Origin of the sequence: Burkholderia catarinensis, from assembly GCF_001883705.2 — a bacterium.
In the GTDB taxonomy this organism is placed as follows: Bacteria; Pseudomonadota; Gammaproteobacteria; order Burkholderiales; family Burkholderiaceae; genus Burkholderia; species Burkholderia catarinensis.
This window is the reverse complement of sequence record NZ_MDEQ02000008.1, coordinates 21,101-34,144: the sequence shown is the minus strand read 5'-3', so window position 1 is coordinate 34,144 and position 13,044 is coordinate 21,101. Positions and strand designations below refer to the sequence as shown.

Genomic DNA, 13,044 nt, shown 5'->3' with positions numbered 1-13,044 from the left:
CGCGTACGGCTTCGCCCGGCCTCGGCATTGCCGTTACGCACCGACCGCGACGCGTTCGGCATCGCGCTTGACCTGCTCGATATCGCGAAACTGCGCGGCCGGATGCTCGTCCGGCAGCAGCGCCGAGCCGCCGAACAGCTTTTCGCGCAGCGTGCCCGGCGCATACGCGGTCGGATACACGCCGCGCCGTTGCAGCTCCGGAACGAGATGGCGCACGACGTCTTCGAAGGTTTCATGCGCGACCACATACGCGAGATTGAAGCCGTCGACGTCGGTCGCGTCGACCCATTCCTGCAGGATGTCCGCGACGGTTTGCGCCGAGCCGACGAAAACGGGCCCCATGCCGCCGATGCCGCCCCATGCCGCCAGTGCCTCGATCGTCCACGCAGTGTCGCCGCCCGACAGGTGCTCGACCGCCGACACGATCGCATTCGTTTCGACGCGCCTGACGGGATCGGCCGGCGCATACTGGCCGAAGTCGATGCCGGTCCAGCCCGACATGAACACCAGCGAGCCGTCGTACGACACATAGCGGCGGTACTCGTCGAACTTGGCCTGCGCCTTCTCGTCGGTTTCGTCGACGATCACCGTGACAAGGTTGTAGATCAGCACCCGGGCCGGATCGCGCCCCGCGGCGGCGGCCTGGGCACGCACATCGGCCACGTAGCGCGCGAGCTGGTCGCGGGTCGGCGCGGCGACGAACACGCATTCGGCATGCTGCGCGGCGAATGCCTTGCCGGGGCCGGACGCGCCGGCCTGGAACAGCACCGGCGTGCGCTGCGGCGACGGCTCGCACAGGTGATAGCCGGGCACGTCGAAGAAGCGGCCCTTGTGGCCGATCTCATGCACTTTCTCGGGGTGCGTGAACACGCGGCCCGCGCGATCGCGCACCACCGCACCGTCCTCCCAGCTGCCCTCGAACAGCTTGTACAGCACCTCGACGTATTCGGCCGCGACCGCATAGCGGTCGTCGTGCGTGCGCAAGCCGCGATCGCCGACATTCTTCGCGCCGCTCTCCAGGTACGACGTGACGATGTTCCACGCGAGCCGGCCCTTCGTGTGATGGTCGGCGGTCGACAGCCGGCGTGCGAACGTGTACGGGTGCTCGAACGTCGTCGATGCGGTGATGCCGATGCCGAGATGCTCGGTCGCCATCGCGATCGGTGCGGCGAGCTGCAGCGGATCGTTGACCGGGATCTGCGCGGCCTGGTGCAGCGCGTGGTAGTTGCTGCCCTGGTAGACGTCGTAATAGCCGATCACGTCCGCGATGAAGATCGCATCGAAGATCCCGCGTTCGAGCACGCGGGCGAGGTCGGTCCAGTAGTCGAGATCCTTGTACTGCCACGAGCGGTCGCGCGGATGCGCCCACAGGCCGGGCGACTGGTGGCCGACGCAGTTCATCTCGAATGCGTTGAAGCGGATGATCCTGCTCATTGCGCGGCTCCCGTATCCGCGCCGGCGCCCGCACCGTTGCCGACGCGCCAGACGAACGGCGGCGTGCGGCCGTTGATGATCCAGTCGCCGACGATGCGCGCCTTGTAGACGAGCGGATTGTGCGACGACACCGTGCGCGCGTTGCGCCAGTGGCGGTCGAGCGCGGTCGTGCTGCGGGTCGCGGATGCGCCGAGCGCGTCGAACAGGCGCGTCGCCGCGCGCAGCACGAGCTCGGACACGACGAGCTGGCTCTGCGCGGATTCGATTTCGGCCGCGACGTTCGCAGCCAGCTCGGCCGCTTCGTCGCCGCCGAAGCGTGCTTCATAGGCCTGCTGAAGCGGCTGCGCGGCGCGCAGCGCGAGTGCGTCGGCCGCATACGCCCATGACGCGATTTCGCCGATCACCTGCTGCAGTTGCGCGTCGTCGCCCGCGCGCGTCGCATTGCCGTGGCTGTACACGCGCGTGCGGCTGCGCACGAGTTCGCCCGCGTCGCGCACGATCGCATGACCGATGCCGGCCAGCGTCGCGACGTGGAACAGCTGGTAGAACGCGGTCTGGTACTTGAAGCGGCGCGCGAAATCGATCACGTTGCCGGCGTCGACCGCCGCATCCTCGAAACGCGTCGTGCCGCTGCCGGTCGTCGTCTGGCCGAAGCCGTCCCAGTCGTCTTCGCGGATCACGCCGGGCTGCGCGGTCGCGACGGCAACGATCACGTCGCTGCCGTCATGCGCGCGCTGCGCGAACACGTCGATCCAGTCGGCGAACAGGCTGCCCGTACTGTAGAACTTCCGGCCGTTCAGCACGAGCCGGCCGTTCTGCTCCGAAACCTTCGTGATGGTCTGGCCAAGCGGCACGTCGCCGGCCTCCGACCATGCATTGCCGACGAGCTGGCCACTCGCGAAACGGTCGAACCATGTCGTGCGTTGCGGCCCGGGCGGCACATTCAGCCAGTCCTCGACGAACGCGAAATGCCCGCGTAACGCTTGCGGCAAATTGGAATCGGCGGCGGCGAGTTCGATCAGCAGCCGGAACAACTGCGGCAGCGATGCACCGGCGCCGCCGGCGCTTGCCGGCAGCCGCACCGCGCCGAAGCCCGCCGCCTTCAGCCAGCCGATTGCCTCGTGCGGCAGTTCGCGGCGGCGTTCGCGCTCGGTGGTGCCGGCGGCGATGCGATCGAATATCGGCCGGAACCGGCTCGCGAGCGCGTCGTAGTCGGTGCCGATGGAAAGGTCGGGGTCTGCGTGCGACGAAGTCATGCGATTGTCCTCGAAGGGCGGGGCCGTTTGCACCGGGAGGTCAGTATAGGAAGCGCGACGCGGGCGTTCCAATAACGGATTCTCAGATCGTTATCGTCGATGCGTATTACCGCGACCGGATACGAGCGATTGCGCCGTTTCTCGCGCTCGACCAGACCCCGTATGTCGTGGCTTATCGCATGGATGCACCAGAAGTGTTTTATAACCGCGGGGACCTCTGGCAGTTTCCTCGCGCGCTGGGCGATATCGACGGGAGCGACGCGCAGACCGGCTTCGTGCTCATGCTGCCGATGGAGCCCAGCCGGCGCGAGAACATGATCGCCTGGCTGGCCGTGCGTTGAAATCCGCCCGGCTTCGGCGCGGAACGCAATGCGCTCCGGCCATTGCTCGAAGCGCCGGGCGCCGTTCGCACGGGTAACAAGAAGCGCGTGGCGCGCAATTGAACGGGCGCGAGTTCGACTGCCCGCCACCGGGCAGTCGCCGCGGTTTTCCGAGCGAGCGCGTTGTCCTGACGACCGGTCGTCCCAAGTGACGTCGCGTATGCCGTTGGGTGGCGACGTGCCGGAAACGGGCGTAGCATTCTGACATGCGGCCGGCCGCGATCCTGACTGACGGCTCAGCGGGTCACGCTGATCCGGCCGCAGCCGGCCACGCATGATGGCCAGGCAAAGGAGCCTCGATGCGCTCGCAAGCAACGTCCGTCTCGCGCCTGAGGCGCTATGGGATCGCGGCTGCGGTCGTCATCGCCTGCCTGATCGTCATCGGGCGCGTCACCGGTATCCTGGTCGACTGGCTATGGTTCTCGTCGATCGGCTATGCCGGCGTCTTCTGGACGATCCTGTCCACGAGGGTGCTGCTGTTCGGCGCGGTGTTCGCCGTGTCGGCGGCCGCGATCGGCGCGTCGGGGTTGCTCGCGCATCGTTATGCAAGGCCCGTCGATGTCTGGCAGGTAGAGGACACTTCGTCGACGCGCGCGGAGGATGTCCTTCGGGCGCTTGCGGGGGAGGTCGCGTCGCGCATTCCCTGGCGCGCGATCATCGCCGCTGGTGCCGCCCTCCTTGGGCTTGCGATCGCCGCCGGTGCGATGTCGAGCTGGGATGTTGCGCTTCGCTTTCTACATCAGGTGCCGTTCGGCGCGCACGATCCGATCTTCGGCAAGGACATCGGTTTCTATCTGTTCGCGCTACCCGTCTGGATCGTGCTGAAGAACTTGCTGCTGCAAGTACTCGTCTGCTGCGCGATCGTCGCAGTCAGCGTCTACTGGCTGCGCGGCGACATCATGCTTCGCGCGCCGAAGGGGCTTTCGTCGGCTGCTGCCGTTCACGGTTCGGCGTTACTGGCACTGTTCTTCCTGCTGAAAGCCTGGTCCTGGTGGCTCGAACGCTTTCTGCTGCTCTACGACAACAACGGTGTCGTGGTTGGCGCCGGCTACACGGATGTCCACGTGATGCTGCCGGTGCTGTGGCTGCTCGTCGGCCTCGCCACGGTGTCGGCCGCTGCGATGCTGGTCAACATGCGCCGGCCCGGCTATCGGCTGCCGGCCGCTACGGTGCTGCTTGTGTTCGGCACTTCGTTTGCGCTCGGCATCATCTACCCCGCGCTGTTCCAGCGCTTCTACGTCAAGCCGAGCGAACTGCAGCTCGAGACGCCCTATATCCGGCACAACATCGCGTTGACGAGACAGGCTTACGGTCTCGCGCAGATCGAGGTCAAACCGTTTGCGGCCGGGCAGGGCCTGAATCTCGCGTCGCTGCAGGCCAATCGCGCGACCGTCGACAACATCCGCCTGTGGGATGTGCAGCCGCTGATGGATACCTATGCACAGTTGCAGGAGATCAGGACTTATTACAAGTTCTTCTCCGTGGATATCGATCGCTACCGGCTCGACTCCGGCTACCGGCAGGTCATGCTGTCGGCGCGCGAACTGGAGCAGACGATGCTGCCGGAGAATGCCCGAACCTGGGTGAACCTGCATCTGCTGTTCACCCACGGCAACGGCGTCGTGATGTCGCCGGTCACGGAGAAATCCACGGAAGGCTTGCCGTCGCTCTATCTGCGCGACATTCCACCTGTCGCGGATGGTGGACCGGCGATTCGCGAACCGCGCATTTACTTCGGTGAAGGCGGGCAGGGCTATGTGATCGTGAAGGGCAGCGTGCCCGAATTCGACTACCCGAAGGGAGACAGCAACGCCTACACGTCCTACAGCGGGCACGACGGTGTCGCGATCGACGGCGCGGCGCGGCGCAGCCTTTTCGCGTGGCAGTTCGGCGATCCCAACATCCTGCTGACGCACTACATCACGAACGAGAGCAGGATTCTGTTTCACCGCAACATCCGGGACCGGATACGCACGATTGCACCGTTTCTCGCGCTCGACCACGACCCCTATGTCGTAGCAAGCAACGGACGCCTGTTCTGGATGCAGGATGCCTATACGACCAGCCGCTGGTTTCCGTATGCGCCGCCCGGTGTCGGCGACGGCGCCAACTACATTCGCAACGCGATCAAGGTGGTGGTCGACGCGTACAACGGCACGGTCGACTTCTACGTCAGCGATCCCTCCGATCCGCTGGTGCAGACTTACGCGCGCATCTTCCCCGGCATGTTCAAGCCGCTCGAGGCGATGCCGCAGGATCTTCAACAGCATATCCGCTACCCCGAAGATCTGTTCCTGATCCAGGCGAACCTCTACCGCGCTTATCACATGGATGCACCGGAAGTGTTCTATAACCGCGAGGACCTCTGGCAGTTTCCTCGCGCGCTGGGCGACATCGACGGGAGCAACGCCGGGAACACGCCGATGGCGCCGTACTACACGATCATGAGGCTGCCCGGCGACGCGCAGGCCGGCTTCGTGCTGATGCTACCGATGGTGCCGAGCCAGCGCGAGAACATGATCGCGTGGCTGGCCGCGCGTTGCGATCCGCCCGGGTACGGCAAGCTGATCGTCTACGCGTTCCCCAAGGACAAGCTGATCTACGGGCCGTACCAGATCGAGGCGCGCATCCAGCAGAGCACGGAAATCTCGCAGCAGATCTCGCTGTGGAACCAGATGGGCTCGCGCGTGATCCGCGGCCATCTCGTGGTCGTGCCGATCGAGAACTCGATTCTCTACGTGTCGCCGCTTTATCTGCGCGCGGCGTCGGGCCAATTGCCCGAGCTGAAGCGGGTGATCGCGGCCTATGGCGATCGCGTCGTGATGGAGGAAAACCTGAGCGAGGCGCTCGCAGCACTCTTCAAGGAGACGGGGCCGGGGCCGGTGGCGGCGCCGGCCGGCGGCGCAGCGGATGCGCGCGCCCGCGACGCGCTGGCCCATTACACCCGCGCGATCGAGCGGCTGAAGGCGGGGGATTGGGCCGGCTTCGGCGCGGAACTCGATGCGGTCCGGCCGTTGCTCGAAGCGCTGGGCTCCGTTCGCGCGGATAACAAGAAGTGAGTGGGGCGCGGCCGACCCGTCAGGTCACCGGCGGCGCGTGCCCGTGATCCTCCAGACCTCGCGCGTCGTCGTATTCCCGCGAAATATCCTTGTTCGTGTAGTCCCCCAGCTTCGATGCGGCGACCAGGCTCAGCACCGCGCACATCAGCACGTACACCGCGATCGCATACCCAGAATGGTAGTAGGCAAACAGCGCCGTCGCGATCAGCGGTGCCGGGCCACCTGCAATGACCGAAGCGAGCTGATAACCCATCGACGCACCGCTGTATCGCAACCGGCCGGTAAACGACTCGGCAATCAATGCGGCCTGCGGCCCGTACATCATCGAATGCGGGACCAGCGACAGCACGATGGCTGCGAAGATCCATACCGGATTCCGACTGTCGACCATTGCAAAGTAGAGGAATCCGAACACACCGACGGTAGCCGCGCCGATCATGTACATCCGCCGCCGCCCGATCAGATCCGACACGTGCCCGAACAGCGGAATGGTGAAGAACTCGACCACGGATGCCACCAGCACCGCCGTCAGCAGCAGTTCACGCGTGACGCCCAGCGCCGTGATCCCGTAAGTGAACACGAACGCCGTAAAGATGTAGAACGGCGCCTGTTCGGCCATCCGCGCAAACGCCGACAGCACGATGTCCCTCGGCTGCTTGCGCAGCACTTCGAGCATCGGCGTTTTCTCGATCCGGCGCTCGGCCAGCAGCTTCGCGAAGATCGGCGTCTCGAGGATATTCAGGCGGATATAGAGCCCGATCGCGACCAGTACGATGCTGAGGAAAAACGGCACGCGCCAGCCCCACGCGAGGAAACTGCTGCCGGAAAACCAGCTCATGGCCAGCACGGCGAGGTTGGCGAGGAACAATCCCGCCGGCACGCCGAACTGCGGCCACGACGCGACGAAGCCGCGATGCGCATTGGTGCGCGCCCACTCCATCGACATCAGGACCGAGCCGCCCCATTCGCCGCCGACGCCGACGCCCTGGATGAAGCGCAGCACCGTGAGGATGACGGCACCCCAGATGCCGATCGTTGCGTAGGTCGGAACGAAGGCCACGGCGAACGTGGCGAGCCCCATCAGCAACAGGGTCACGATCAGCGTGGCCTTGCGTCCGATGCGGTCGCCGTAATGGCCGAAGATCGCTGCGCCGACCGGCCGCGCGACAAACCCGACGGCATAGATCAGGAACGCCTGCAGCGTGCCGACTAGAGGGTGGGACTGCGGGAAATACAGCTTTGCGAAGACCAGGCCGGTGACCGTGCTGTAGAGGAAAAAGTCATACCATTCGATCGTGGTGCCAACTGTGCTGGCTATGACGGCGCGGCGCAACTGGCGCCGGGCTTCCTCGTCGGAGAGGGGCGTGGCCGCGGATTGCATGGCAGCCATTTTGATATCTCCCGGAAAAGGGTGACAGTCAATAAACCATACGCCCCGCGACAAGTTCCGGCAAGTGCAAGCCACGAATGGTTTGCACGGCGTTCAGGGCTTTCAGTCGGAAATTTGCACTGCTGAGCATTGCATCGTTCAGATGAGTATTACAGCGACCGGACGGCGCGCGCCGACGCTCCGGCATCCGTTGCGACGTCAGGGCGTGGACTCGCCGGTGACTGTGCCAATCCCGATGTCGTTTGTTACCCAGAGGAATATCGTTTCGAGAATCGCTCGTTTTTCCGGCCCGCGATGCACTGCTAGATTGAATGCTTTCGTCATTCGACAGGAGAGCCCGATGTCAGACACGAGCGCCACGATTCAGGAGCGGCCGGCCGATGCAACACACCATACGGCCCGCGTGATTGCCGACGACGCGCAGGCGATCGCGGCTGCGCACGCGCTCGCACAGCGGCTCGCGGAAGGCGCGGCCGAGCGCGATCGGTCGCGCCGCCTGCCGCGCGACGAAATCGAATGGTTCTCGCAGTCGGGGCTGTGGGCGATCACGGTGCCGAAGGCATACGGCGGCGCAGGCGTGTCTCATGTGACGCTCACCGAGGTGATCAAGATCGTTGCCGCGGCCGATCCGTCGCTCGGGCAGCTTCCGCAGAATCATTTCGGGCTGGTCGACGTGATCGCGCTGACCGGCACCGATGCGCAGAAACGTCATTTCTTTGCCGAAGTGCTGAGCGGCAAGCGATTCGGCAACGGGTTCTCGGAGAAGGGCACGAAGCACGTGCTCGACCTGAAGACGCGCGTGCGCCGCGACGGCGACGATTATGTCGTCGACGGCACGAAGTTCTACTCGACCGGTGCGCTGTTCGCGCATTACGTGCCGGTGCTCGGCCTCGACGACGCGCGCCAGGCGTGGCTCGCGTACGTGCCGCAACCGACGCCGGGGCTGACCGTGATCGACGACTGGTCGGGCTTCGGGCAGCGGACGACCGCGAGCGGTACGGTCGTGCTCGATGCGGTACGCGTACCGACGTCGCACGTGCTGCCCGCGCAGCGCGTGTCGGATGTGCCGACGCTGAACGGCCCGCTGTCGCAAATCATCCAGGCGGCGATCGACGCCGGCATCGCGAAGGCGGCCATCGACGATACGCTGGCGTTCGTGCGTACCCGCACGCGGCCGTGGGTCGACAGCGGCGTCGAGCGGGCGGCGGACGATCCGCTGACGATTCGCGAGATCGGCCGCCTGCATATCCAGCTGCATGCGGCCGACGCGTTGCTCGAACGCGCGGCGCGCACGCTCGACGCCATCGCGGCACGCGGCGAAGTGACCGAAGACGACGTTGCGCGTGCGTCCGTTGCGGTCGGCGAAGCCAAGGTGCTGACGACCGAGGTCGCGCTGCTCGCGGGCGAGAAGCTGTTCGAGCTGGCCGGCACGCAGTCGACGCTCGCCGAGCATAACCTCGACCGGCATTGGCGCAACGCGCGCACGCATACGCTGCACGATCCGGTGCGCTGGAAATATCACCTGGTCGGCAACTACTACCTGAACGGCGTGCGTCCGGCGCGCCATGCGTGGAATTGAGCCGCTCGCTGCGCAGCCGCGCTAGCCGGACACCGGGAGCGCTCCGAAGGAACAGTGTGAGTGTCGTGATCCAGCTGGGACAAGGCTTTGCTGGCAGGAGGAGACCGGAGCCACACGGATTTCGGCCACACCTGTTTTTCTTCCTGAGGGATTCTGGTTGCCGCGGCAGTCACGACACTGACCGGCTGATTACAATTTCGTAATCAAACCGTATCGCCAGCCGTCGAAGCGCTTCGCTCCGCCGTTTCCCGGTAACATCGCCGCTTGTCCCCACCGAAAGCGACGGAGCCGCACATGCGCATCCTGATAGTCGAAGACGAACCGAAGACGGGCGCGTACCTGAAGAAAGGGCTCGAGGAATCCGGCTTCAGCGTCGATCTCGCGAAGGACGGCGCGGAAGGGCTGATGCTCGCGCAGGAAGAGCACTACGACGTGATCGTGCTCGACGTGATGCTGCCCGTGCTCGACGGTTGGGGCGTGCTCAAGCGCCTGCGCGACACGCATACCACGCCCGTGCTGTTCCTGACCGCGCGCGACGACGTGCAGGACCGCGTGCACGGTCTCGAACTCGGCGCCGACGATTACCTCGTGAAGCCGTTCGCGTTCGTCGAACTCCTCGCGCGCATTCGCACGCTTGCTCGCCGCGGGCCGCCGCGAGAGACCGAGCGCATCGTGGTCGGCGACCTGGAGATCGACGTCGTGCGCCGCCGCGTGAAGCGCGGCACGTTGCGGATCGACCTGACGCCGCGCGAATTCTCGTTGCTGCAGCTGCTCGCGCGCCGGCAAGGCGAAGTGCTGAGCCGCACGCAGATCGCGTCGTACGTGTGGGACATGAACTTCGACAGCGACACCAACGTCGTCGAAGTCGCGATCCGGCGGTTGCGCGCGAAGATCGACGATGCGTTTCCGGTCAAGCTGATCCATACGGTGCGCGGCGTGGGCTACGTGCTCGAACCGAAGGACGGTGCATGACGCTCGGTCGATCGCTCGGCGCGACGCTCGCGCTCGCGTTCGGCGCGACCCTGCTCGCCGTCTTCGCGCTCGTCGGCACCTACGTGTACACCGGCCTCGAGCGGCAGGTGAGCTCGCAGGACGATCTGGACATCGTGCTTGCCGCGCGACACACGCGCCGGCTTGCGGGCGAACTCGATTCGCTCGACGCCGTGCGCGCGCATGCGGACCGGCTGACGAGCCAGGTGCTCGGCAACGCGGCACTGTCGATGGCCGTGGTCGACGGTCGGGGCCATGTGCTCGCACGGCACGACGTCGGGCGGAACGAGCGCGAGGATCTGCCGACGGCGGCATCGGGCACGGCGTCGCCCGTGCCGCCTGCGTTGCCCGACGCCGAGCTGATTCCGCAGCACGCGACGCCGGTGCCGGCGGCCGAACGAATTACGGCTGACCGGATCTCGACATGGAGCGCCGACGGCGGCACGCCCGTGCGCGGCGTCGTCGCCGACGCCATGCTGCGCGACGGCACGCTGGTCCGGATCGCGATCGCGCGCGACATGAGCGATCGCGCCGAGCTGCTCGACGGCTATCGCGACAAGCTGAAGATTGCCGGCGGGCTGGGCGCGCTGTGCGCGATGCTGCTCAGCTACTGGCTGATCCGCACGGCGCTCGCACCGCTGCGCGAGATCGTCGCGAACACCGGCCGGATCACCGTCGACAAGCTCGACGCGCGGCTCGACGCGGCGCGCGCGCCGCGCGAACTGCGCGCGCTCGTCGATGCGCAGAATGCGATGCTCGGCCGCCTGCAGCAAGCGTTCGGGCATCTGTCGCAATTCAGCGCCGATCTCGCGCACGACCTGCGCACGCCGCTGAACAACATGCGCGGCGCGACCGAGGTGGCGCTTGCGCGGCCGCGTTCGCCCGACGAATACCAGGCGCTGCTCGAATCGAATCTCGAGGAATACGACCGTCTCGCACGGATGATCGAGAACGTGCTGTTTCTCGCGCGCGCCGAACACCCGACCTTCGTGACGCGGCAGCGCGCGTTTGACGTGCATGACGAGCTCACGCGCATCGCCGAGTACTTCGAAGGGCTCGCCGATGAAGCGGGTTCGGCGCTGCGCGTCGAAGGGCACGGCCAGCTGACTGCCGATGTCGAACTGTTCCGCCGCGCGGTCGGCAACCTGCTCGCGAATGCGCTGCGCTATACGCCCGCGGGCGGCGTCATCGCGCTGAACGCGGCCGAAACGGCGGACGCGGTACGCGTCGTCGTCGAGAATCCGGGCGAGCCGATCGATCCCGCGCTGCTGCCGCGCATCTTCGACCGATTCGTGCGCGGCGACCCCGCGCGCAGCGGCGGCGTGCCGGGCGGCACGGCCGGGCTCGGCCTCGCGATCGTCCGCTCGGTGATGGAGCTGCACGGCGGCACCGCGCGCGTCGAAAGCGACGCGGCGGGCACGCGCTTCATCCTCACGTTCGTCAGGAACCCTGCGCCTTGATCGCCGTGCCTGACGCGGCGGCGGAAGCGGTGATATCCGCACCCGCGTGCCAGCCGCCGCCCAGCGCCTTCAACAACCCGACTTCAGCTTCCATCCGGCGCGCGGCGATCTGGTCGGCCTGGCGCCGGTTCGTCAGCGCGATCGTCTGCGCGGTCACCACGTCCAGATAGCTGACGGCGCCGGCTTTGAAGCGATTCGTCGTCAGCCGCAGCGACAGGTCGGCCGCGTCGGTCGCACGCTGCTGGCTGGTGGCTTCCGACGCGAGCGCATCGAGCGCGGACAGTTGATCCTCGACTTGCTGGAAGGCGACCAACACGGTCTGCCGATAGTCGGCGACCTCGCCATCGTATTGCGCATGCGCGCCGCGCAGCGTCGCGCTGCGCCGGCCGCCGTCGAACAGCGTGCCGACGAGTTGCGGGCCGAGCGACCAGAACAGGCTCGGCGCGCTCAGCCACGGTGTGAAGAAGCCGCTTTCGAGCCCCGCGCTCGCCGACAGCACGAGGTCGGGGAAGAACGCGGCGTGCGCCTCGCCGATCTGCGCGTTCGCGGCCGCGACGCGGCGCTCGGCCGCCGCGATGTCCGGCCGTCGCTCGAGCAGTTGAGACGGCACGCCGGCCGGGATGGCCGGCACGTCGAACGCTTGAACGCGCGGCGGCAAGGCGAACGTCGACGCGCTTTCGCCGACGAGCGTCGCGATCGCATGCTGGCGCTGCGCGCGCGACGCGTCGATGTCGGTATCCTGCGTGCGGGTCGATTCCAGTTGCGTCTCGGCTTGCGCGACGGCCGACGCGTCGATCGCGCCGGCCGCGAGCTGTTGTTGCAGCAGTTTCAGTGCCTCCGCATACGCGTGCACCGTGTCGTCGAGCAGTTGCTTTTGCGTATCGAGCGAGCGCAGCGCGAAATAGTCGGTCGCGAGTTCGGCCGTGACCGCCAGTTTGACGGCCTGCAGATCGGCCGCGCTCGCGTCCGCGTTCGCCTGCGCACCTGCGACCGCGTCACGCACGCGGCCGAACACGTCGGGTTCCCAGCTTGCAGCCACGCCGACTTGATGGTCGGGTGTCGTCTTACCGGCGAGTGACGAACCAAGCTTGTTCTGCGATATGCGTGAACGGCTTTGCGCAACACCCGCCGTGATGGTCGGAAGGAACCCCGCATGCTGGTAGTCGACCGTCGCGCGCGCTTGCTGGAGATCGGCGACGGCTTTCTTCACGGTCTGATTCGACACGTCGACGCGCGCTTCGAGCGCGTTCAGGCCGGCGTCGTTGAACACGGTCCACCATGCGCCGCGGGACGCGGCATCGGCGGGCGCCGCGACATTCCAGCCCGGTTGCGCGGCCGGTGCACCGGCATAGTGCGCGGGCACGGCGACAGTTGGCGGCGAATAGGGCGGCAGCGTCGAGCAGGCGGCCAACGCGGCGGTAACGCCGAGCGCGACGACGCGGCGGGCGAACGGGAGCGGACGAAAGAGGCGCATGACGGATATCTCGCGGGTTTTC

At 66.5% G+C, this 13,044-nt stretch carries 8 protein-coding genes and 1 pseudogene; 5 read left to right on the top strand and 4 right to left on the bottom strand.

Features of this window, described 5'->3' with window-relative positions; all coding sequences use genetic code 11:
* Window positions 1-33: 33 nt before the first annotated feature.
* Together BFF94_RS14565 and BFF94_RS14560 are read right to left on the bottom strand one after the other, a co-directional pair.
* Window positions 34-1,434: an LLM class flavin-dependent oxidoreductase gene (locus tag BFF94_RS14565; protein WP_128848884.1), complete on the bottom strand. Its 1,401-nt coding sequence runs from the start codon at window positions 1,432-1,434 to the stop codon at window positions 34-36.
* Window positions 1,431-2,690, bottom strand: coding sequence for an acyl-CoA dehydrogenase family protein (locus tag BFF94_RS14560; protein ID WP_128848887.1), 1,260 nt, complete (start codon window positions 2,688-2,690; stop codon window positions 1,431-1,433). The genes BFF94_RS14565 and BFF94_RS14560 overlap by 4 nt, the downstream gene beginning before the upstream one ends.
* Before the next feature lie 173 nt (window positions 2,691-2,863).
* Between BFF94_RS14560 and BFF94_RS14555 the strand changes: the two are divergent.
* Window positions 2,864-3,028: pseudogene (locus tag BFF94_RS14555) on the top strand (UPF0182 family protein); the annotation flags it as partial.
* Window positions 3,029-3,369: 341 nt separating this feature from the next.
* Window positions 3,370-6,129: a UPF0182 family membrane protein gene (locus BFF94_RS14550; protein WP_128848893.1), complete on the top strand. Its 2,760-nt coding sequence runs from the start codon at window positions 3,370-3,372 to the stop codon at window positions 6,127-6,129.
* Between the two features lie 19 nt (window positions 6,130-6,148).
* On the opposite strand, the gene BFF94_RS14545 is transcribed toward BFF94_RS14550, so the two are convergent.
* A complete protein-coding gene (locus tag BFF94_RS14545) occupies window positions 6,149-7,519 on the bottom strand; it encodes an MFS transporter (RefSeq protein ID WP_128848935.1) in 1,371 nt (456 codons plus the stop codon).
* Window positions 7,520-7,859: 340 nt separating this feature from the next.
* Between BFF94_RS14545 and BFF94_RS14540 the strand changes: the two genes are divergently transcribed.
* The 3 genes from BFF94_RS14540 (at window position 7,860) to BFF94_RS14530 (ending at window position 11,548) form a co-directional block, all read left to right on the top strand.
* Complete coding sequence (locus BFF94_RS14540) at window positions 7,860-9,098, top strand: SfnB family sulfur acquisition oxidoreductase (RefSeq protein ID WP_128848896.1); 1,239 nt, start codon at window positions 7,860-7,862, stop codon at window positions 9,096-9,098.
* A 294-nt stretch (window positions 9,099-9,392) separates the two neighbouring features.
* Window positions 9,393-10,070, top strand: coding sequence for a heavy metal response regulator transcription factor (locus tag BFF94_RS14535; RefSeq protein WP_128848899.1), 678 nt, complete (start codon window positions 9,393-9,395; stop codon window positions 10,068-10,070).
* Window positions 10,067-11,548 carry a heavy metal sensor histidine kinase gene (locus BFF94_RS14530; RefSeq protein ID WP_128848902.1) on the top strand — a complete coding sequence of 494 codons (1,482 nt, stop codon included), beginning with the start codon at window positions 10,067-10,069 and terminating at the stop codon, window positions 11,546-11,548. The genes BFF94_RS14535 and BFF94_RS14530 overlap by 4 nt, the downstream gene beginning before the upstream one ends.
* Here the strand turns inward: BFF94_RS14530 and BFF94_RS14525 are convergent.
* A complete protein-coding gene (locus tag BFF94_RS14525) occupies window positions 11,529-13,022 on the bottom strand; it encodes an efflux transporter outer membrane subunit (protein WP_219139490.1) in 1,494 nt (497 codons plus the stop codon). The genes BFF94_RS14530 and BFF94_RS14525 overlap by 20 nt on opposite strands.
* Window positions 13,023-13,044 lie beyond the last annotated feature (22 nt).